Raw genomic sequence first — 20,817 nt, 5'->3', positions numbered from 1 at the left:
GCACCATGGCTACCGAAACACTCGCCAATCCCGCCGCCGGGGCCGAGGCCCCGCTGGAGCCGCCGTCGCCCATGGCGGCGCGGCTGGTGTCGTATTCGTTCTCGCGCGAGGCCCCGCTGCTGATCGCCCATCAGCGCCCGGACGGGCTGGAAGTGTGGGTCAGCCGCAAGACCTCGCCGGCCGCGCTGGCCGAAGTGGCGCGCGTGCATGGCGCGCTGCACCTGCGCGTGCTGGAGCCGGCCGCGCTGGAAGCGGCGATGTCCGACGCCTACAACCGCCAGGACGGCTCGGCCGCCCAGGTGGTGGGCGAGGTGGAGGGCGAGGTGGACCTGTCGCGGCTGATGCAGGACATCCCGGCCGTGGAAGACCTGCTCGAATCCGAGGACGACGCGCCGATCATCCGCATGATCAACGCGCTGCTGACGCAGGCCGCGCGCGAGCAGGCGTCGGATATCCACATCGAGCCGTTCGAGTCGTCGTCGGTGGTGCGCTTCCGCGTGGACGGCACGCTGCGCGACGTGGTGCGGCCCAAGAAGGCGCTGCACGGCGCGCTGATCTCGCGGATCAAGATCATGGCGCAGCTCGACATCGCCGAGAAACGGCTGCCGCAGGACGGCCGCATCACGCTGCGCGTGGGCGGCCGGCCGGTTGACGTGCGCGTGTCGACGCTGCCCACCGGCCACGGCGAGCGCGCGGTGCTGCGTCTGCTGGACAAGGAGGCTGGCCGGCTGGACCTGGCCAAGCTGGGCATGGCGCGCGAGACGCTGGCCGGCTTCGACCACCTGGTGCGCCAGCCGCACGGCATCGTGCTGGTGACCGGCCCGACCGGCTCCGGCAAGACCACCACGCTGTACGCGGCGCTGTCGCGGCTCGATTCGCACACGACGAACATCATGACCGTCGAGGACCCGATCGAGTACGACCTCGACGGCATCGGCCAGACGCAGGTGAACCCGCGTATCGACATGACGTTCGGCAAGGCGCTGCGCGCGATCCTGCGGCAGGACCCGGACGTGGTGATGATCGGCGAAATCCGCGACCTGGAAACGGCGCAGATTGCCGTGCAGGCGTCGCTGACCGGCCACCTGGTGCTGGCCACGCTGCACACCAACGACTCGGCGTCGGCCGTGACGCGGCTGGTGGACATGGGGATCGAGCCGTTCCTGCTGTCGTCGTCGCTGCTGGGCGTGCTGGCGCAGCGGCTGGTACGCCGCCTGTGCCCGCACTGCAAGCGCGAGGAAGTGATCGAGGTGACCGCCGCCGACGCCGCCACGCTGCAGGCCGAGGGCCGCCCGCTGCAGCGCGTGTGGCACGCCGTGGGCTGCGACAAGTGCGGCCATTCGGGCTATCAGGGCCGGATGGGCGTCTACGAACTGCTGACCGTGGACAGCGAGATCCAGACGATGATCCACCGCCAGCAGCCCGAATCCGAGATCAAGCAGGTGGCGCTGGCCAAGGGCATGCACACGATGCGCGGCGACGCGCAGCGCTGGATCGACAGCGGCGCCACCTCGCTGGAAGAGGTGCTGCGCGTCACGCGCGAGTAAGCCATGCCCGCCTTTCGCTACGAAGCCGCCGACGCCGCTGGCCGCGCCGACCGCGGCGTCATCGAGGCCGACAGTCCCAGGCAGGCGCGCTCGCAGCTCCGCGCGCGCGGGCTGACGCCGATCACCGTCGATGCGCTGGCCGGCGCCGGCCTGGCCCAGCGCAGCCGCGGCGGCATGTTCGTGCGCCGGCTGACCACGCAGGAACAGGCGCTGTTCACGCGCCAGCTAGCCAGCCTGATCGTATCCGGCCTGCCGCTGGACGAGGCGCTCGGCGCGCTGGCCGACCAGGCCGAGCGCCAGTACGTGCACGAGTTGCTGGCCGGCATCCGCGCGGAAGTCATGGGCGGCAGTTCGCTGTCCGTGGCGCTGGCCCAGCATCCTAAGGATTTTCCGGACATCTACCGCGCGCTGGTGTCGGCGGGCGAGCACTCGGGCCACCTTGGCGTGGTGCTGGAGCGGCTGGCGACCTATATCGAGACGCGCAACCAGCTTACGTCGAAGATCCGGCTGGCGTTCACCTACCCGGCCATCGTCACGTTCGTGGCGTTCGCGATCGTCATCTTCCTGCTGTCGTACGTGGTGCCGCAGGTGGTCAGCGTGTTCGCCAACACCAAGCAGAAGCTGCCCACGCTGACGATCGTCATGCTGTGGCTGTCCGATTTCGTGCGCAACTGGTGGTGGGCCGCCGTGGCCGTGATCGCGGTGGTCACGGCCATCGTGCGCAGCCTGCTGCGGCAGCCCGACGTGCGGCTGTCATGGCACCGCTGGCTGCTGACCGCGCCGCTGGTGGGCAAGCTGATCCGTGGCTACAACACGGCCCGCTTTGCGAGCACGCTGGCCATCCTGGTATCGGCCGGCGTGCCGATCCTGCGCAGCCTGCAGGCCGCCGGCGAGACGCTGACCAACGTGGCGCTCAAGGCCAACGTCGACGATGCCACCACGCGGGTGCGCGAAGGCGCGTCACTGGCCCGCGCGCTGGCCGCGCAGAACCAGTTCCCGCCGGTGCTGGTGCACCTGATCCGCTCCGGCGAAGCCACCGGCAACCTGCCGGTCATGCTGGAGCGCGCCGCCACGGGCGAGGGCCAGGAACTGGAACGCCGCACGCTGTTCCTGACCAGCTTGCTGGAGCCGCTGCTGATCCTGACGATGGGGGTGGTGGTGCTGCTGATCGTGCTGGCGGTGCTGATGCCGATTATCGAGATCAATCAGTTGGTGCGGTAGCTGGGGGACGGGCCAAGGCTGTCGGGTTTCGATACGCCTTTGCCCTCTCCCCAAACCCCTCTCCCGCGCGCGGGAGAGGGGAGCAAACCAAGGGGCTTGGGGCGCGCGGTGGCTCCCTCTCCGGCACCGACAAATCCCCTTACTCCCCGCCCGCCACCTTCTTCTTGGCCGGCGCACGCTTGCGCGGGGCGGCCTTCCTGGCGGCGGTCTTGGCCGGGGCCTTGGCCGGCGCGGCTTCCTCGGCGGCCGGCGTCACGTCTTCTGCCACCGCTTCCCGCGATTCCACGGTTTCCACCGCCACCACGGGCGCCGATGCCGACAGCACGGTCGTGCCCGGCGCCGAGAATACCGACTGGTCGATCGGCCACGGCGTTTCGCTGAGCGTCACCTCGGGGCGGCGGGTGCGCTTGCCGCGGGCCTTGGGGGCTTCTTCCACCGGGTCCACGGTTTCCGCGATCAGCGTCGAGGCCGAGCCGGCGCCCTCTTCCTCGGTCTCGGCGGACAGCGCCGGGGCCGGTTCGGGGATGGCGTCGATGTCGACGACCGGGGCCGGGGTTTCCACCGGCGGCACCGGCTGGGCGACCGTCGTGGTCGGCGGCTGCGGGGCCGGCTTCGGCTGGCCCTGCGGCGGACGCGGCTGGCCGCCCTGGGGCTGGGCCTGCGCCTGCGGCTGGCCGGAAGTCTGGCCGGAAGACTGCACCACCCCCTGCCCGCCCTGCTGTCCGCCCTCGCCCTTGCCGCGCTTCTTCAGCCGCACCCAGATGGTCTTGTTGTTACCGCAGTTGCGCGTTTCCACCTCGAACAGGTTGGTGGCGGCCACCAGTTCCGACAGCTTGCCGTAGCCGTAGTTACGCGAATCGAACTCGGGGGCCTGCTTGGCGATGTAGTTGCCGATGCCGCCCAGCGTCGACCAGCCGTCCTCGTCGGACACGGCCTGCGACGCGTTCTGCAGCAGCCGCACCAGCCGCGAGTCCTGGCGCAGTTCCTGGCTGCTGCGGCGGCGCGCGGCCGGGGCGGCCTCGGTCTCGGCGTCGCTGTCGGTATCGGCATCGGCCACGCCGGCGCGCAGCACGTCCGAATAGATGAACTTGTCGCAGGCCGTCACGAACGGCTTGGGCGTCTTGCGCTCGCCAAAGCCGTACACCATCAGGCCCTGCTCGCGGATGCGCGACGCCAGCCGGGTGAAGTCGCTGTCACTCGACACGATGCAGAAGCCGTCGAAGCGGCCCGTGTACAGCAGGTCCATCGCGTCGATGATCATCGCGCTGTCCGTGGCGTTCTTGCCCACGGTGTAGCGGAACTGCTGGATCGGCTGGATCGAATGGGCCAGCAGGCGGTCCTTCCAGCCTGACAGGTTCGGGCGCGTCCAGTCGCCGTAGATGCGCTTGACGGCGGCCACGCCGTACTTGGCCACCTCGGCCAGCAGGCCTTCGACGATGGCGGGCGCCGCGTTGTCGGCGTCGATCAGCACGGCCAGGGTGGCGCCCTGGCGGGGGGAATTGGTCATGGTCGGGTTCTTCTCGATGGGGCCGGTTGCACCATGGCGGGGTGGCCGGCGTGTGGCGCGCGGGCGTCATGCGACGCGGGCGCGCGCCCGTTGGATGCACCGCAGTGTACACGCGCGGGCCGCGCGTATACGGGAAATCACGGGGGCATCTGGCGCGTTTTATGCTGCATCGCACGGTACCGCGGCCTGCACGCCGGTGCTACCATGCCGCGCAGAGACACGGCTGCCCAATGCCTCCACAAGAGACCAGCGGACGGCCGCCCATAACTGATGTGTCGGTGATCCCGACAGCATGCCCCACGCAGGGCCCAAAGAGGAGCACCCATGAATGCCCCCCTGACCCCACCGGTCAGCGACGCCATCCGCCGCGCGCTCGAAAACGTTTCCCTCGAAGACAAGTACACGCTGGAGCGTGGCCGCATCTACATCAGCGGCACGCAGGCGCTGGTCAGGCTGCCGATGCTACAGCAGGAACGCGACCGCGCCGCCGGGCTGAACACCGCCGGCTTCATCTCCGGCTACCGGGGCTCGCCGCTCGGCGCGCTCGATCAATCACTCTGGAAGGCCAAGAAGCACCTGGCGGCGCATAACGTCGTGTTCCAGGCCGGCCTGAACGAGGACCTGGCCGCCACGTCCGTGTGGGGGTCGCAGCAGGTCAACATGTACCCCGACGCCCGGTTCGATGGCGTATTCGGCATGTGGTACGGCAAGGGCCCGGGCGTGGACCGCACCGGCGACGTCTTCAAGCACGCCAACTCCGCTGGCTCCAGCAAGTACGGCGGCGTGCTGGTGCTGGCCGGCGACGACCACTCGGCCAAGTCGTCCACGCTGGCGCACCAGTCCGAGCACATCTTCAAGGCCTGCGGCCTGCCCGTGCTGTACCCGTCGAACGTCCAGGAATACCTGGACTACGGCCTGCACGGCTGGGCGATGAGCCGCTACTCGGGCCTGTGGGTGGCAATGAAGTGCGTGACCGACGTGGTGGAATCGTCGGCATCGGTCGAGCTGGATCCGCACCGCGTGCAGATCGTGATTCCCGACGACTTCGTGCTGCCGCAGGGCGGGCTGAACATCCGCTGGCCGGACCCGCCGCTGGAACAGGAAGCCCGGCTGCTGGACTTCAAGTGGTACGCGGGCCTGGCCTACGTGCGCGCCAACAAGATCGACCGGATCGAGATCGATTCGCCGCACGCGCGCTTCGGCATCATGACGGCCGGCAAGGCGTACCTGGACACGCGCCAGGCGCTGGCCGACCTGGGCCTGGACGACGACACCTGCGCCCGGCTGGGCATCCGGCTGTACAAGGTGGGCTGCGTCTGGCCGCTGGAGGCGCACGGCGCGCGCGCGTTTGCCGAGGGGCTGCAGGAAATCCTGGTGGTCGAGGAAAAGCGCCAGATCATGGAGTACGCGCTCAAGGAAGAGCTGTACAACTGGCGCGACGACGTGCGGCCCAAGGTGTACGGCAAGTTCGACGAGCGCGACAACGCGGGCGGCGAGTGGTCGATCCCGCAGAACAACTGGCTGCTGCCGGCGCACTACGAGCTGTCGCCGGCCATCATCGCCAAGGCCATCGCCACGCGACTGGAAAAGTTCGACCTGCCGTCGGACATCCGCGCCCGCATCGAGGCCCGGCTGGCGGTGATCCACTCCAAGGAACGCGCGCTGGCCACGCCGCGCGTGACCGCCGAGCGCAAGCCGTGGTTCTGCTCGGGCTGCCCGCACAACACGTCGACCAACGTGCCCGAGGGCTCGCGCGCGCTGGCCGGCATCGGCTGCCACTACATGACGGTCTGGATGGACCGCAACACGAGCACGTTCAGCCAGATGGGCGGCGAGGGCGTGGCCTGGATCGGCCAGGCGCCGTTCGCGGGCGACAGCCACGTGTTCGCCAACCTGGGCGACGGCACCTATTTCCACTCGGGCCTGCTGGCGATCCGCGCGTCGATCGCGGCCGGGGTGAACATCACGTACAAGATCCTCTACAACGACGCGGTGGCGATGACCGGCGGCCAGCCCGTGGACGGCCAGCTCTCGGTGCAGGACATCGCGTTCCAGGTGGCGGCCGAGGGCGCGAAGAAGATCGTCATCGTCACGGACCAGCCCGAGAAGTACAACAGCGCGATCAAGCTGCCCGACGGGCTGACCGTGCACCCGCGCGAGCAGCTGGACACCATCCAGCGCGAACTGCGCGAGGTGCCCGGCTGCACGATCCTGATCTACGACCAGACCTGCGCCACCGAGAAGCGCCGCCGCCGCAAGCGCGGCACATTCCCGGACCCGGCGCGCCGCGCGTTCATCAACGACGCGGTGTGCGAAGGCTGCGGCGACTGCTCAGTCAAGTCGAACTGCCTGTCGGTGGAGCCGCTGGAGACAGAGCTGGGCACCAAGCGCCAGATCAACCAGTCGTCGTGCAACAAGGATTTCTCCTGCGTGAACGGCTTCTGCCCGAGCTTTGTCACGGCCGAGGGCGCGCAGGTGCGCAAGCCCACGGCGCACGGCATCTCGATGGGCGGCCTGCCCGAACTGCCGCTGCCGGCGCTGCCCGACATGCGGCGCGCGTACGGCATCCTGGTGACCGGCGTGGGCGGCACCGGCGTGGTGACGATCGGCGGGCTGCTGGGCATGGCCGCGCACCTGGAGAACAAGGGCGTGACCGTGCTGGACATGGCCGGCCTGGCGCAGAAGGGCGGCGCGGTGCTGTCGCACGTGCAGATCGCCGCCAGCCCGCAGGACCTGCATGCCACGCGCATCGCCATGGGCGAGGCCGACCTGGTGATCGGCTGCGACGCGATCGTGTCGGCCACCGACGAGGTCATCTCCAAGACCCAGTCGGGCCGCACGCGCGCCGTGGTCAACACGGCCCAGACGCCGACCGCCGCGTTCATCAAGGACCCGAAGTGGCAGTTCCCGGGCATGTCGGCCGAGCAGGACATCCGCAACGCCGTGGGCGACGCCTGCGACTTCATCAACGCCAGCGCGCTGGCCGTGGCGCTGCTGGGCGACACGATCTACACCAACCCGCTGGTGCTGGGCTACGCCTGGCAGAAGGGCTGGATTCCGCTGACGCTGGCCGCGCTGGAGCGCGCCATCGAGCTGAACGGCGTGTCGGTGGACAAGAACAAGGCCGCGTTCGACTGGGGCCGCCACATGGCCCATGACCCGGACCACGTGCTGGCGCTGACCGGCAAGCTCAAGACCCAGACCGAAGGCGCCGACGTGGTGAAGCTGCCGACGTCGAGCGGCGCGCTGCTGGAAAAGCTGATCGCCAGCCGCGCGGACCTGCTGACCCGCTACCAGAACGCGGCCTATGCCGCGCAGTTCCGCGAGGCCGTGCAGCGCGTGCGCGCCGCCGAATCGGCGCTGGTCGGCGCCGGCAAGCCGCTGCCGCTGACCGAGGCCGCCGCGCGCAACCTGGCCAAGCTGATGGCGTACAAGGACGAGTACGAGGTGGCGCGGCTGTACACCGACCCGCTGTTCCTGGACAAGCTGCGCGCCCAGTTCGAGGGCGAGCCGGGCCGCGACTACCAGCTCAACTTCTGGCTGGCGCCGCCGGCCACGGCCAGGCGTGACGACAAGGGGCACCTGGTCAAGCGCCGCTTCGGGCCGTCGACGATGACGCTGTTCCGCATCCTCGCCCGGCTCAAGGGCCTGCGCGGCGGCCCGCTGGACGTGTTCGGCCGCACCGAGGAACGCCGCACCGAACGCGCGCTGATCGTCGAATACCGCACGCTGCTGGACGAGCTGTCGCGGGGCCTGTCGGCCGCCAACCACGCCACGGCCGTGGAGCTGGCCAACGTGCCCGACGACATCCGCGGCTTCGGCCACGTCAAGGAAAACAACCTCAAGGCCGCCCGCGCCAAGTGGGACAGGCTGCTGAAGGTCTTCCGCGACCCGAAGACGGGGCAGCAGGCGGCTTGAGGATGCCGGGGGCGGTGCTCCCGGCTGACGTATCGTTTTGCTCCCCTCTCCCGCATGGCGGGAGAGGGGCTGGGGGAGAGGGCCAGCGGTTCTGATGAAACCGGTCGCAACGTAAGCCGCCACACCCTCTCCCCCGACCCCTCTCCCGCGCGCGGGAGAGGGGAGCCAACCCGACGTCGCGACCGCCAACCGGAGCTCACCATGCCCACCTACCAGGGAAGCTGTCACTGTGGCCGCGTCGCCTTCGAGGCCGACGGGGAGATCACGCAAGTCCTGCAATGCAACTGCACGATGTGCCGGCGGCGCGGCCATCTGCTGTGGTTCGTGCCGAAGGCCAGCTTCCGGCTGAAAACGCCCGAGGATAACGCGTCCACCTACCGGTTCAACACGATGAAGATCGCGCACCGGTTCTGTCCCACCTGCGGCATCGGGCCGTATTCCGAGGCCACCGACCCGCAGGGCAATCCCACCGCCGCCGTGAACGCGCGCTGCCTGGACGGCGTGGACCTGGCGGGCCTCAAGGTCATCGACTACGACGGGCTGCACAAGTAATCCGGGCGCCCTACCCCCCTACGGGCGCCTTTCCTCCCCGGCCGCCGCGCCGATACAATTCCCGCTTCTCTCACCGCATCGCACCGGCGCTCCCGCCTGCGCCGGGCGCGCCATGACCGCCTCCGCCGCCCCCGCCCCCGCGCTGTCGCCCCGCCAGATCGTCTGGACGCTCGGCATCACCGAGATCATCAGTTGGGGCACGCTGTACTTCACCTTCACGGTCTTCATCGGGCCGATGCACGACGCGCTGGGCTTCGGCAAGCCGTTCCTGGCCGGCGGGTTCTCGCTGGGGCTGCTGGTCTGGGCGATGTGCTCGTTCGCGGTGGGCCGCCTGCTGGACCGCGTGCCGGCGCGCAAGGTGATGGGGCTGGGGTCGGTGCTGGCGGCCATCGGGCTGCTGCTCTGGGCGTGGAGCCCGTCGCCGGCGCTGTTCCTGCTGATGTGGCTGCCGCTCGGGCTGGCCATGGCCACCACGCTGTACGAACCCGCCTTCGTCGTGCTGCGCCAGGCGTTCGGCGACGGCTACCAGAAACCCATCGTCCAGGTGACGCTGCTGGCCGGCTTTGCCAGCACGATCTTCATCCCGGTGGGCCAATGGCTGGTGCTGCATCTGGGCTGGCGCGAGACGCTGGTGATCTTTGCCGCGCTGAACCTGTTTGTCTGCGCGCCGCTGCATGCGCGGCTGCGCTACGCCGTGCAGGCCACCTATGGCGGCACGCCGGTGCCGGGCGCGGGGTCGCCGGGCATTGCGCGGTCCACGCTGCGCCAGCCCGTGTTCTGGGCCGTGGTGCTGGCGTTCACGGCCACGGCGGTCATCGCGTCGCTGCTGGGCGCCCACCTGATCCCGATGCTGACCGAAAAGGGCATGCCCGTGGGCCAGCAGCTCGTGGTGGCGGCGCTGATCGGCCCGGCGCAGGTAGCGGGGCGCCTGGCGATGGCGCGGCTGCCCACGCGCCACCCGGTGCGGCTGTCGATGCCGGTCTACATCGTCATGAGCCTGGGCCTGCTGTGCCTGACCCTTGGCCACGGCTACTGGCTGATGGTCGCGGCCATCTGCTACGGTTGCGCCAATGGCGTGAACACGATGCTGCGCGCGATGGCCATGCCCGAGCTGATCTCGCGCCATCACTACGCCACGCTGAACGGGTTGATGATGACCCCGGTGCTGCTGATGCAGGCGGCCGCGCCGTGGTTCGGCGCGCTGCTGTGGCGCGCGGCCGGCGGCTACTGGCTCATGCTGTGGGTCATGGTGGCGCTGGCCGTGGGCGCGCTGGGCGCCTTCGCGTTCGCGCTGCACCAGCGGGGCCTGCTGCGGCAGGTAGCCGCGCCCGCCTGAAACTTTTCCGCCATCCGCTGTCCGGCCGTACCCGATGTCCGACTATTCGATCGAAACGCCCTCATCCGCCCCTTCGTCCGCTGCCGCCACCCCGGCCCCGTCGCCGGCGGCCGTCTCGCGCGCCACGCGCGGCACGATGGCGCTGTTCTTTGCCAACGGCGCCACGTTTGCCACCTGGGGCGTCCATATCCCGACGATCAAGGCGCGCTTCGGGCTGTCCGACGCCATGCTGTCGCTGGCGATGCTGGCCGTAGCCGGCGGCGCGATCCTGATCATGGGCCCGGTGGGCCGCTGGGTTGGCCGGATGGGCAGCGCGCGGGCGTCGATGATCGGCGGGCTGGCGTTCGCCTGCATGACGCTGGCGATCCTGGCAATGCCCAGCTTTGCGCTGCTGCTGCCGGCGCTGCTGGTCTTCGGCATGGCCAACGCGCTGTTCGACGTCGGCATGAACGCGCAGGCCGCCACCGTGGAGGCCAGCCGGACCCGGCCGATCATGTCGGCGCTGCACGGCATGTTCAGCCTGGGCGGTATGGCCGGCGCGGCGTTTGGCGGGCTGATGCTGGCGCTGCACGTGCCGCCGCTGGCGCACACCGCGCTGATCGCCGCGCTGACGGCGGCCGTGGCGCTGGCCAGTCATCGCGGGCTGCTGGCCGACCATCCGGTGCTGCCATCGGCCGATCACCACCGCGAGCACGCGTCGCGCGCGCTGTGGCTGCTTGGGCTGATGGCGTTCCTGGGGCTGGTGGGCGAAGGCGCGATGTACGACTGGACCACGGTCTACATGCGCGAGGTGGCGATGGCGCCGCTGGCGTGGATCAGCTTCGGCTACGCGGCGTTCTCGGGCGGCATGGCCTGCGGCCGCTTTGGCGGCGACCGCCTGCGCGCCCGGTTTGGCGATGCCCGCACGCTCACCGGCAGCGCCTGGCTCGGCTTTGCCGGCATCGCGCTGGCGATTGCCGTGCCGTACCCGCTGGCCGCGCTGGTCGGCTTCAGCCTGATGGGGCTGGGCGCGGCAAACATGGTGCCGATCTTCTTCGTGGCGGCGTCGCGCCTGCCGGGCGTGACCGCGGCCGAGGCCATCGCCCGCGTGGCGCGCTTTGCCTACGTCGGGCTGCTGATCGGCCCGGTGCTGATCGGCGGCGTGGCCCACCTGGCCGAACTGCGCGCCGGGCTGGCCGTGGTGGCGCTGACGATGGGCTACATCGCCCTGTTCGGCGCCCGGGCCGTGCGGCGCTACCTGACGACCTGACGACCTGAGGGCCTGGCCCCGTCCCTAGGCGGCCTTGGGCAGCGGCGCGTGGCCGGCGCCGATGCCGTCGAACACGAACGTATCCATCGCCAGCACGCCGTAGGTGACCTCGTCGGCCACGCGGGACACGCTCGCGTCCTGCCCAGCCGCCGTGGCCGGACCCAGCGCCGCGCCCAGCGTGACGTAGAACGGCAGCAGGTGCTCGTCGGTTGGGTGGGCCCGGCGCGCGTACGGCGCCTGGGTGCGGTAGTCGGCAATCCGGCTGACGTCGCCCGTGGCCAGCGCCTCGTTCAGCGCGTCGGCCATCCAGCCACGGAACGCGTCGACGTACGGCTCGGTCTGCGGCCCATGCTGGGCCTTGCGGGCGCCGCTGCCGAACACTTCCTGCAGGTTGTGGGTGAAGCTGCCCGACCCGACCACCAGCACGCCCTCCTGGCGCAGCGGCGCCAGCGCGCGGCCGATCTCGATCTGCGTGGCCGGGCTCAGGTACGGGTTGAAGGCAAGCTGGACCACCGGCACGTCGGCATCGGGAAAGAAGAAGCGCAGCGGCATCCACGCGCCGTGGTCGAGCGGGCGATCCTCGTCCTGGGCGACAAAGCCGGCGCCCGGAATGGCGGCGGCCTCGATCAGCGCCTTTACCCGCGCGGCCACGTCCGGGGCGCCCGGGGCGTCGTAGCGCAGCGCGTACAGTTCGCGCGGAAAGCCGCCGAAGTCGTGCCACGCCTCCTGGCGGGCGCGCGTGCCGACGGCCAGCGTGCTGTAGATCCAGTGCGCGGAGATCACCAGCACGGCCTTGGGCCGCAGCGCGCGCAGGTGCTCGCCCAGCGCGCTGAAGGCGGCGCCGGTGGGGCCGGGATCGATCGCCAGCATCGGCGATCCGTGGGACACGTAAAGGGCGGGAAGCATCGGGGTCATGGCAGCAACCTGTCTGGCTTTTCAAGCGATGGCCCCAGTCTGGCAAACCCGGCGGCCGCTGGCGCATGCCATTTGCGGACAAGTCCTGCAAAAAACTTGAACGTGCGCGGCGCCCGCTGTGACGGGCGTTGGATACCGCACACACCCCACGCCGGTTTCCGCTTGTCTGACAGCGGCCGCAGCGGGAATCGGCCTATGATTGCCGCAGAGATGCGCGTTACGCATCCGCCGGAGAAAGCCCGTGTCAAAGCGTTTCGATCCCCTGCACGCCCTGCCCCACGCGCTGTGGTGGCAGCCCGGCGTCTATGGCAGCGGCCCGGCCGTGCTGCTGTGGATCGTCGCGCGGCTGCCGGCCGACGTACTGGCCGACATCTTCGGCACCCCCTACGCCCCGGCCCTGCTGAACCACGCCGGCGACACCGTGTTCCTGGTGGGATGGCTGGCCAGCGCCGCCTGGCTCTGGTTCACGCGCAAGCGCCCGGCGCCGGCCGCCCCGGCTGCCACGCTGGACCTTGGCGCCCCTACCCAGACCCCGCCCGCCGCACATCCGCCCGGCCACCACGCCGGCTGACCGTGCGTGGACATGGTTGACACGTGATCTGTCATCCACGTCGGCGGCATAGCCGTTCGACGAAACGATGTAAGGAATCGCTTAAGATGTCGACTTGCGTCACCGCCGGGGCACACCGGCGGGGGCATCCACCGGTTCTTCTTCAGCAGTTTCCTGCCTCATGTCCGTTACCGCCGCATCCGCCAACGACCTGTCCCGCGCCACCCGACGACGCGCGATCATTGCCGCCACCATCGGCAATGGCCTGGAATGGTTCGATTTCACCGTCTACAGCTTCTTTGCCGTCATCATCGCCAAGCTGTTCTTTCCCACCGGCAATGACCTGACGTCGTTCCTGCTCACCGTTGCCACGTTCGGCGTGGGCTTCTTCATGCGGCCCGTGGGCGCCATCGTGCTGGGCGTCTATGCCGACCGCGTCGGCCGCAAGGCGGCGCTAACGCTGACCATCCTGCTGATGGCGCTGGGCACGGCCATCATCGGCCTGGCCCCCACGTACGACTCCATCGGCCTCTGGGCGCCGGCGCTGATCGTGCTGGCACGGCTGATCCAGGGCTTTTCGGCCGGCGGCGAGGTGGGCGGCGCCACGGCGTTCCTGATCGAGCATGCACCGGACGAGGAACGCGGCGCCTACGCCAGCTGGCAGCAGGCCAGCCAGGGGATCTCGTTCATGCTCGGCGCCGCCATGGGCGCGCTGGTCACCAACGGGCTGGACCAGGCGCAGATCGACGCCTGGGGCTGGCGCATCCCGTTCCTGTTCGGCCTGCTGATCGGCCCGGTGGGCATGTACATCCGCTCGCACCTGGAGGAGCCGCCCGAGTTCGAGCAGCGCCAGGCCGAGCGCCGCGCCAGCAATGTGAAGTTTTCGCCGCTGTCGCAGGTGCTGCGCGACCACCCGCGCGAGGTGCTGGCCGGCCTGGGCGTGACCATCCTGTGGACGGTCTGCACCTACGTGCTGGTGTTCTACATGCCGTCCTACGCCAAGCAGCAGCTTGGCCTGCCGCTGGGCGCGACGTTCCAGTCCACCGCCATCTGCGGCGCCATCATCCTGGTGCTGTGTCCGCTGATGGGCATGCTGTCCGACCGCGTGGGCCGCAAGCGCATGCTGAGCGTGGTGGCGCTGACCATCCTGGCCCTGGCGTACCCGCTGTTCCACTGGCTCAACGTGTCGCCCACCACCGCCACGCTGCTGCAGGTGCAGATCGTGCTCGGCATCCTGCTGGCCGCGTTCACGGGCCCGGCGCCGGCCGTGCTGGCCGAGCAGTTCCCGACCGAGGTGCGCTCCACGGGCCTGTCGCTGGCCTACAACTTCGCCGTGACGATCTTCGGCGGCTTTGCCCCGCTGATCGTGACGTGGCTGATCGAATCGACGCAGAACAAGCTGGCGCCGGCCTATTACGTGATTGCCGCGGCAGCCATCAGCTTTGTCGCGCTGATCTTCATGCACGACCGCACCGGCAAGAAGCTGGCCTGACGCCAGGCCATTGCCGCCCTGCCGCAAAGCCAGCCCCCGGGCTGGCTTTTTTTCGTCCGGCGGTTGGCAGTTGGATGTCCGGATCCAGCGGTTTCGGTGGATTACGATGTCGGCTGCCGGTCCGAGGGGGCCGGCCTGTCTGCCCAAAGGAGCTTTCCCGTATGACGACGACGTCCGCGCCGCAGCCCCCGGTACGCTGCGGCTGGTGTGGCGACCTGGAGGACTACTGCCACTATCACGACAACGAATGGGGGTTTCCGGTCGACGACGACCGGCGCCTGTTCGAGAAACTGTGCCTGGAAGGCTTTCAGTCCGGCCTGAGCTGGCTGACGATCCTGCGCAAGCGCGAGGCGTTCCGCAAGGCGTTTGCCAATTTCGAGATCGACAACGTGGCGCGCTTTACCGAGCGCGACGTGGAGCGGCTGCTGGGCGACGCCGGCATCGTCCGCCATCGCGGCAAGATCGAGGCGGCCATCCACAATGCCCGCTGCGCGCAGGAACTGCTCAAGACCGAGCCGTCGCTGGCGGCCTACTTCTGGAAGTTCGAGCCCGACCCGAAAAGCCGCCCGGCCAGGCTGACGCCCGAGGTGCTGCGCACCATGGCGATCAGCCCCGAATCCACGGCGCTGTCGAAGGACCTGAAGAAGCGCGGCTGGAAGTTCGTCGGCCCGACCACGATGTACGCGCTGATGCAGGCCATGGGCCTGGTCAACGACCACATGGACGGCTGCGCCACCCGCGACAAGGTGCTGCGCGCCCGCAAGGCGTTCAAGGTGCCACGCTAGACGCCAGCGGACGCCAGCGCGCGCAACGGTCCGTATACGTATACCTGCATTGTTTACGTATACATAAATAGTAGTAGTAATGGTTAACGCGGGGTCCGGGCCGTGGATAACCGCCTTTTTCCTTGCCCGATCAGGGACTTGCCGGGCAGATAACCCTCTGGGCAAGCGGGCGGCGCATACGTGGACCGGCGTGGACAAGCCGGGCGTGCCGCGCGGCCACGCCGGCCCGGGCGCCGGGTTGTCCGTATACGCTCCACACCGCATCCCCATGGCGCTCCACAGACTGTCCCCAGCCTTGCCCGGGAGATGTCCACAGGAAGCGCGTGCATCCGGGCGGGAATCGGCTCACACTGACGCCTCGCCGATACGGCGCCTTGCCCGGAGCGCGTTCGATGGATAGCAGCACCCTGTTCCTGTACCTGATTGCCGTGGCCGCCGTGATGGTCACGCCCGGCCCGACCATGCTGCTGGCGCTGAGCAACGGCGCCACGCGGCCGATGCGCGTGGCCGCCTGCGGCATTGCCGGCGCCGCGCTGGCGGACCTGATCCTGATCGGCGCGGTCGGCTGCGGGCTGGGCGCGGTGCTGCAGGCGTCCGAGCAACTGTTCACGGCCATCAAGTGGATCGGCGCGGCCTACCTGCTCTACCTGGCCATCGCGATGTGGCGGGCGCCGACGCAGGCGCTGGCCGCGTCGTCCGACGCCAGCTCGGCCAGCGGCCGTTCGGCCTTCCTGCGCGCGCTGTTCGTGGCGGTGTCGAATCCCAAGGCGCTGCTGTTCACGTCGGCCTTCGTGCCGCAGTTCGTCCGCCCGGACCAGCCGGTGGCCATGCAGTACGCGATCCTGGCCGTGGTGGCGGCGCTGATGGATATCGCGATGATGTCGATCTACGCGTTCGGCGGCCGGCACGCCATGCGCACGCTGTCCGCGCGGGCCGTGCAGTGGATCAACCGGGGCTGCGCCGGGATGCTGGCCTGCCTGGCCGTGGGCCTGACGCTGTACCGGCGCAGCGACCTACGCTGACACCGCCGCGTCGCGCGGCAGCCGCACCGGGTCTACGTGGGTCATCACGTTGAGCACGTCGTCGCGCGCCATCGCCCGGCGCCGGGCCTCGGTGGCGATGGCATGGCCCTGCTCGACGGTCAGGTCGGCCTGGATCTCCAGATGCACGTCGACCAGGATCAGGTCGCCCATCTTGCGCGTCTTCAGGTCGTGCAGGCCCAGCAGGCCGGGCGTCTGGAGCATGGCGTCGCGCAACGCGGCCACGACGTCCTCGTCGGCGGCACGGTCCATCAGGTCGTTCATCGCATCCCAGCCAAACCGCAGGCCCATGCGCGACACCATCAGCCCGACCACGATGGCCGCCACCGGGTCCAGCACGTGATAGCCCAGCAGGTTGCCGCCGATACCGAGCGCCACCACCAGCGACGACGCCGCATCGGACCGTGCATGCCAGGCATTGGCCACGAGCATGCTCGACCGCACCCGCTCCGCCACGCGCAGCATGTACCGGAACAACCCCTCCTTGGCCGCCAGCGTGCCCAGCGCCACCCACAGCGCCATCCCCAGCACCGGCTGCACCCCCTCCGGATGCTGGATCTTGCCAACCGCCGCCCACAGCATCCCCACCCCCACGGCCAGCAACAACGCGCCCAGCGCCAGCGACGCCGCGGTCTCGAACCGCTGATGACCGTACGGGTGATCGTGATCGGCCCCCTTGCGGCTGTGATGGCCGGCAAACAGCACCACGAAATCGGAAACGAGATCGGACAACGAATGCAGCGCATCCGCCACCAGCGCCTGCGACCCGGCCACCACGCCAATCGTCCCCTGCGCGACGGTCAGGACGACGTTGACGACGACACTGACGAGCGTCGACCGCCTGCCGGCAAGATGACGGGCTTCCGGAGAAAGGGTATCGGGGGCGACTGACGGTTCGCGCATGACCGGACGAGGGAGGCTGTAGCGCGTACGGTAGCATTTTTGGGGGTGGGGTATGAAGCGCTTCAGGTGTGGAGCCCGAAGCTGAAGCGCAGGACCTGCATCGACAGGCCGTAGGCGGCGACGAAAGCCAGCGCCGACAGGACGGCGATCAGGCAAAGCTGCAGGCGTCCGACGGGCGCGGCCCACAGGCTATAGGCAAAGCCGCCAAGCCCCACCACCCCCACCAGCAGATCGAGCAGCAGGACAACGCCGGTCGCGGCCCCGGCCTGGCCGACATAGAAGTCGTTCTTCGTCGGCGCGGTGACGAGGTAATAGAGCGTCAGGCCCAGCAGGGACGCCGGGAGCAAGGCAGCGGGGAACAGGAAGAGCCAGCGTGTGGCAGTCATCTGACCCCCTCGGCAGCAATTCGCCGCGCCAGTCTGTCCAGCCGTTCCGGGAGCTCCGCCGTGACATGCGCGTAATAGAAATGGCCATGTCCCTTGCCGGCCGACATTTGAGCAGCAAGGATCGGCGCCGCTGCAACAACCTCCCATTGCGATATGCCAGCGTAGAGAGGGTCCCCCTGCTCCTGGAGATCAATCACCACAACCTTGCGTATGGCCTTGTTGGCTCGAAGGTTTCCGAGAAACACGGCGTCGATGGGACTGCCGATCAGCACCAGGTGATCCACGGTATGGCCTTGGTTGGCGTAGTAGTTGGCCGTCTGCGCCGCCAGGAGGGAACCGTAACTGTAGCCAATCAGATTGAACTGCCGTGCCTCGCTGTCCATGCCTGACGTAATGACCCACTCACCATCGTCCTGGTACCGTATTGTCAGGCCAGCGCGCAATGCATCGACAAACATCCCGCCACCTCCCAGGACGGTTTTCGTCGCCGTGTTCGTAAGGCCTACGTTGATCGCCGCGATGCCTGCCTGCTGAAAAGCTTTCGCAGTAATTGGAAGATAGTCGCCGTCCAACCCTGCTCCACCCCAATACAACGTTCCTCTCGGGCGAAGCAGATACGACTTAACGGGCAGGCCCGTTGGCTGTAACGTCCGCGCGCCCGCTTCTGCCTCTGCCTCTGCCTCTGCCTGTCTGGCCGGATAGGCGGCCTCCTGTCCTGCCGTCTTCAAGCTCGCGTGCGAAAGGGGCGACGCATGCGAGCGGCTCCCGTCTCCCGCGTGGCAAAAGATTCTGGCATCCGCACCGGCGATGACGCGGTTCTTGCCGCATGGGCACAGTACCGCCTCTCCATCCACGACCGCCGGACGACCTTGTTCCGATATGCCGTGCCCCGCGCCGGCAATCGGATATGCCCCTTTACACCGTCCGCACGTGGCCTTGTCCCCTGCCAGGGCGACTCTCTTGCCGCTGTCACGCATTGTCGACGTGCACGCAATGACCTGCCCCCCGGTCGTGGTTGCATCGCCATCCCGAACCACTGCCTTACGCATGGCAAGCCCCCAGTCCGTTCCAGCCGAGCAACGTAAAAACGGCGACCCTCTTTTTGTTCATATCCCGCTCCCTCAAGGCGCGACAGCGCGCGCCCTCGATACGACAGGAGGGGCGGCGACGGAACAATCGGGGAACGCTTAAAAAGAGGAGTTACTGGGGGATTACCGCTACAGGCTTTGGGGCCGGGAAGCCGGCAGATGGGCGGAAGGGATCGCGGATTGCGCGTAGCGTCGCTACGGACGCTTGCGACGGACTTATGGTGGCATTGCGCCAGTTCATGAGGTCCGTTGCCACAAATTTGCCACACGCATCGTGCAGAAACTGCATTCCAAAGCAAAACAACGCACTACATCGCCAGACGTAGTGCGTTGTTTTACAAGGAATTCCTGGTGGACCGAAGGAGGATCGAACTCCCGACCTCTGCATTGCGAACGCAGCGCTCTCCCAGCTGAGCTATCGGCCCGTAGCGGAGGATTGTAGCCCAATCCCGAGCGGCCTTTCAATCGCTTCGGGGCAACAGTTTGCCCGGTTTCCCGGCGGGGGCCATGCCTGCGTTGCCGTCCATGCCGCGGACCTTGGGCAGGTTCAGGGGGTGGGCGCTGACTTCCTTGCTGGCGCGCAGCCACTGGGCCATGACGTCCCAGATTGGCGGGCCGCCGGTCTGGCGGGCGTCTTCCGATACCGGGGCCCAGCCGGCTACCTTGTAGGTCCGGCTGGCGTCGATTGGCTGGCCGGCCAGGCGCATGTCGGTGATGCGCTGGCCGATGGGCTGGAGCGGGTCGATCGTGTACTGCAGGCCGCCCACGCGCACCATGTCGCCGCCCTGCTGGTAGTACGGATCGGGGTTGAACAGGTTGTCGGCCACATCTTCGAGGATGGTCTTGATCGTGGCGCCGGTCATGGGCGTGACCGTGGTGTACGGGTAGGTGATGGCTGTCTGGTCCATCAGCGCTTCCATCGTGATGGGCTGGCCCGGCAGCAGCGTCGTGCCCCAGCGGAAACCTGGCGAGAATGCGATCTGGGCGTCCTGCACCGCCATCAGGCCGTCCAGGATCAACTGGTCGAAGGTGCCGTTGAAGTTGCCGCGGCGGTACAGCAGGCCCTGGTTGACGGCCAGCACCTCGTTCAGGCGCGTCTCGTACGGGGCGCGCACCTTGTGGATCAGCGCGGTCATTTTGGGATCGGCCGGCAGGTAGTTGGCGAACACCGGCAGCAGCCGGTATCGGAAATCGGCCACCTTGCCCTGGCGGACGTCGAAGTCCAGCACGCCCAGGAACTTGCCGTTGGAGCCGGCGTTGGTCACCAGCGTCACGCCGCCGGCGTTGCGGACCGGCACCGGGGCCGGCACGCCGTCGTGGGTGTGGCCGCCCAGGATGGCGTCCAGCCCGCGCACGCGCGACGCCAGCTTCAGGTCCACGTCCATGCCGTTGTGCGACAGCAGCACCACCACCTTCGCGCCCTTGCCGCGTGCCTCGTCAATCACCTGCTGGAGGTTTTCCTCCTGGATGCCGAACGTCCAGTCCGGCACCAGGTAGCGCGGGTTGGCAATCGGCGTGTACGGGAATGCCTGGCCGATGATGGCCACGGGCACGCCGTTCATCTCGCGGATCACGTACGGGTCGAACACCGGGTCGCCGAAGTCGTTGGTCCGCACGTTCTGCGCCAGGAACGACACCTTGCCCTTGAAATCGTTGTCGACGATCTGCTTCACGCGGTCGGCGCCGAGCGTCATTTCCCAGTGCGGCGTCATCACGTCGACGCCCAGCAGCAGCGCCGCGTCCACCATGTCCTGCCCCTGCGTCCACAGCGCCGTCGCCGATCCCTGCCACGTGTCGCCGCCATCCAGCAGCAGCGCGCCGGGCCGGCCGGCCTTCACGCGCTGGACCAGCGTGGACAGGTGCGCGAACCCGCCCATCCTGCCGTAGCGCCGCGCGGCCTCGGCAAAGTCGATCGACGTGAAGGCGTGGGCCGCCGCGCTGCCCGGCGCGATGCCGTACTGGCGCAGGAACGCCTGGCCCACCAGGTGCGGCGGCTTGCCGGCCCATTCGCCAACGCCCAGGTTCACGCTGGGTTCGCGGAAGTGCACCGGGTTGAGCTGCGCGTGGCAGTCGGTGAAGTGCAGCAGGTGGACGTTGCCGAAGCGCGGCACGTCGTAGAGCCGCGCGGCCGCCTGCGCCGCCTGGGCGTCGCCGCCCGGAAAAGCCATGCCTCCGGCGCCGGCCACCGCCAGCGCCTGCAGGAACTCGCGTCGGTTCATGCTGTTATCCGTCTCGATGGGTGGCGCGGCTACGGGCGTCCGCCACGCGCAACGCCGGCAAACCCTTGCGGGGGCCGAACGCGCGCCGCTGGCCGTCGGAGCCCATGGC

The 20,817-nt window shown here is 68.9% G+C and carries 16 protein-coding genes, 1 tRNA gene and 1 pseudogene; 10 read left to right on the top strand and 8 right to left on the bottom strand.

Features of this window, described 5'->3' with window-relative positions; genetic code table 11:
- Window positions 1-5: 5 nt before the first annotated feature.
- Window positions 6-1,547 (top strand): type II secretion system ATPase GspE, encoded by a 1,542-nt coding sequence (gene gspE, locus EHF44_RS06405; protein ID WP_172966018.1) that lies wholly within the window; start codon window positions 6-8, stop codon window positions 1,545-1,547.
- A 3-nt stretch (window positions 1,548-1,550) separates the two neighbouring features.
- Complete coding sequence (gspF, locus tag EHF44_RS06400) at window positions 1,551-2,768, top strand: type II secretion system inner membrane protein GspF (RefSeq protein ID WP_124682986.1); 1,218 nt, start codon at window positions 1,551-1,553, stop codon at window positions 2,766-2,768.
- Window positions 2,769-2,907: 139 nt separating this feature from the next.
- Here the strand turns inward: gspF and EHF44_RS06395 are convergent, their stop codons facing one another.
- Entirely contained in the window at window positions 2,908-4,275 is a 1,368-nt protein-coding gene (locus EHF44_RS06395; RefSeq protein ID WP_124682985.1) for an NYN domain-containing protein, read from the bottom strand.
- A gap of 324 nt (window positions 4,276-4,599) precedes the next feature.
- On the opposite strand from EHF44_RS06395, the gene EHF44_RS06390 reads away from it, so the two are divergent.
- From EHF44_RS06390 to EHF44_RS06375, 4 genes are all read left to right on the top strand, one after another.
- Window positions 4,600-8,193 (top strand): indolepyruvate ferredoxin oxidoreductase family protein, encoded by a 3,594-nt coding sequence (locus EHF44_RS06390; RefSeq protein ID WP_124682984.1) that lies wholly within the window; start codon window positions 4,600-4,602, stop codon window positions 8,191-8,193.
- A 201-nt stretch (window positions 8,194-8,394) separates the two neighbouring features.
- On the top strand, window positions 8,395-8,745 hold the full coding sequence (locus EHF44_RS06385; RefSeq protein ID WP_124682983.1) for a GFA family protein: 351 nt from the start codon (window positions 8,395-8,397) through the stop codon (window positions 8,743-8,745).
- Between the two features lie 112 nt (window positions 8,746-8,857).
- The gene (locus EHF44_RS06380) at window positions 8,858-10,081 is read left to right on the top strand and encodes an MFS transporter (RefSeq protein WP_124682982.1); all 1,224 of its coding nucleotides are present in this window, start codon (window positions 8,858-8,860) and stop codon (window positions 10,079-10,081) included.
- Between the two features lie 34 nt (window positions 10,082-10,115).
- Window positions 10,116-11,330 carry an MFS transporter gene (locus EHF44_RS06375; protein ID WP_124682981.1) on the top strand — a complete coding sequence of 405 codons (1,215 nt, stop codon included), beginning with the start codon at window positions 10,116-10,118 and terminating at the stop codon, window positions 11,328-11,330.
- Between the two features lie 24 nt (window positions 11,331-11,354).
- On the opposite strand, the gene EHF44_RS06370 is transcribed toward EHF44_RS06375, so the two are convergent.
- Window positions 11,355-12,236, bottom strand: a complete 882-nt coding sequence (locus EHF44_RS06370; protein ID WP_124685014.1) for a DODA-type extradiol aromatic ring-opening family dioxygenase — start codon at window positions 12,234-12,236, stop codon at window positions 11,355-11,357.
- Window positions 12,237-12,528: 292 nt separating this feature from the next.
- Here EHF44_RS06370 and EHF44_RS06365 point away from each other — a divergent pair, with 292 nt between their 5' ends.
- From EHF44_RS06365 to EHF44_RS06350, 4 genes are all read left to right on the top strand, one after another.
- A complete protein-coding gene (locus EHF44_RS06365; RefSeq protein WP_437340327.1) occupies window positions 12,529-12,816 on the top strand; it encodes a hypothetical protein in 288 nt (95 codons plus the stop codon).
- 160 nt (window positions 12,817-12,976) lie between these two features.
- A complete protein-coding gene (locus EHF44_RS06360) occupies window positions 12,977-14,287 on the top strand; it encodes an MFS transporter (RefSeq protein WP_124682979.1) in 1,311 nt (436 codons plus the stop codon).
- A gap of 161 nt (window positions 14,288-14,448) precedes the next feature.
- Complete coding sequence (locus EHF44_RS06355; RefSeq protein WP_124682978.1) at window positions 14,449-15,072, top strand: DNA-3-methyladenine glycosylase I; 624 nt, start codon at window positions 14,449-14,451, stop codon at window positions 15,070-15,072.
- 392 nt (window positions 15,073-15,464) lie between these two features.
- Window positions 15,465-16,094, top strand: a complete 630-nt coding sequence (locus EHF44_RS06350; RefSeq protein WP_124682977.1) for a LysE family translocator — start codon at window positions 15,465-15,467, stop codon at window positions 16,092-16,094.
- On the opposite strand, the gene EHF44_RS06345 is transcribed toward EHF44_RS06350, so the two are convergent.
- From EHF44_RS06345 to soxB, 6 genes and pseudogenes are all read right to left on the bottom strand, one after another.
- Window positions 16,086-17,015, bottom strand: coding sequence for a cation diffusion facilitator family transporter (locus EHF44_RS06345; protein ID WP_124682976.1), 930 nt, complete (start codon window positions 17,013-17,015; stop codon window positions 16,086-16,088). The genes EHF44_RS06350 and EHF44_RS06345 overlap by 9 nt on opposite strands.
- 62 nt (window positions 17,016-17,077) lie before the next feature.
- Window positions 17,078-17,401, bottom strand: coding sequence for a hypothetical protein (locus tag EHF44_RS06340; protein WP_124682975.1), 324 nt, complete (start codon window positions 17,399-17,401; stop codon window positions 17,078-17,080).
- The gene (locus EHF44_RS06335) at window positions 17,398-17,973 is read right to left on the bottom strand and encodes a thioesterase domain-containing protein (protein WP_253700054.1); all 576 of its coding nucleotides are present in this window, start codon (window positions 17,971-17,973) and stop codon (window positions 17,398-17,400) included. Before EHF44_RS06335 ends, EHF44_RS06340 begins: the two co-directional genes overlap by 4 nt.
- A gap of 312 nt (window positions 17,974-18,285) precedes the next feature.
- Window positions 18,286-18,378 (bottom strand): annotated as a pseudogene (locus tag EHF44_RS28655) (PAAR domain-containing protein); the annotation flags it as partial.
- Between the two features lie 460 nt (window positions 18,379-18,838).
- Window positions 18,839-18,914, bottom strand: a tRNA-Ala gene (locus EHF44_RS06325).
- Between the two features lie 36 nt (window positions 18,915-18,950).
- Complete coding sequence (soxB, locus tag EHF44_RS06320) at window positions 18,951-20,708, bottom strand: thiosulfohydrolase SoxB (protein WP_124682974.1); 1,758 nt, start codon at window positions 20,706-20,708, stop codon at window positions 18,951-18,953.
- Between the last annotated feature and the right edge of the window lie 109 nt (window positions 20,709-20,817).

The sequence above is a fragment of the Cupriavidus pauculus genome (assembly GCF_003854935.1).
Taxonomy (GTDB): Bacteria; Pseudomonadota; Gammaproteobacteria; order Burkholderiales; family Burkholderiaceae; genus Cupriavidus; species Cupriavidus pauculus_C.
Note: the sequence above shows the minus strand (reverse complement) of the source record. Positions and strands in the feature narration are given on the sequence as shown.

Bases quoted from the DNA above. Each gene is read 5' to 3' on its own strand.
- EHF44_RS06375 (WP_124682981.1), top strand. From the start codon at position 10,116: ATGTCCGACTATTCGATCGAAACGCCCTCATCCGCCCCTTCGTCCGCT.
- gspE (WP_172966018.1), top strand. From the start codon at position 6: ATGGCTACCGAAACACTCGCCAATCCCGCCGCCGGGGCCGAGGCCCCG.
- EHF44_RS06395 (WP_124682985.1), bottom strand. From the start codon at position 4,275: ATGACCAATTCCCCCCGCCAGGGCGCCACCCTGGCCGTGCTGATCGAC.
- EHF44_RS06370 (WP_124685014.1), bottom strand. From the start codon at position 12,236: ATGCTTCCCGCCCTTTACGTGTCCCACGGATCGCCGATGCTGGCGATC.
- EHF44_RS06355 (WP_124682978.1), top strand. From the start codon at position 14,449: ATGACGACGACGTCCGCGCCGCAGCCCCCGGTACGCTGCGGCTGGTGT.
- EHF44_RS06345 (WP_124682976.1), bottom strand. From the start codon at position 17,015: ATGCGCGAACCGTCAGTCGCCCCCGATACCCTTTCTCCGGAAGCCCGT.
- EHF44_RS06360 (WP_124682979.1), top strand. From the start codon at position 12,977: ATGTCCGTTACCGCCGCATCCGCCAACGACCTGTCCCGCGCCACCCGA.
- EHF44_RS06390 (WP_124682984.1), top strand. From the start codon at position 4,600: ATGAATGCCCCCCTGACCCCACCGGTCAGCGACGCCATCCGCCGCGCG.
- EHF44_RS06340 (WP_124682975.1), bottom strand. From the start codon at position 17,401: ATGACTGCCACACGCTGGCTCTTCCTGTTCCCCGCTGCCTTGCTCCCG.
- EHF44_RS06385 (WP_124682983.1), top strand. From the start codon at position 8,395: ATGCCCACCTACCAGGGAAGCTGTCACTGTGGCCGCGTCGCCTTCGAG.
- soxB (WP_124682974.1), bottom strand. From the start codon at position 20,708: ATGAACCGACGCGAGTTCCTGCAGGCGCTGGCGGTGGCCGGCGCCGGA.
- gspF (WP_124682986.1), top strand. From the start codon at position 1,551: ATGCCCGCCTTTCGCTACGAAGCCGCCGACGCCGCTGGCCGCGCCGAC.
- EHF44_RS06380 (WP_124682982.1), top strand. From the start codon at position 8,858: ATGACCGCCTCCGCCGCCCCCGCCCCCGCGCTGTCGCCCCGCCAGATC.
- EHF44_RS06350 (WP_124682977.1), top strand. From the start codon at position 15,465: ATGGATAGCAGCACCCTGTTCCTGTACCTGATTGCCGTGGCCGCCGTG.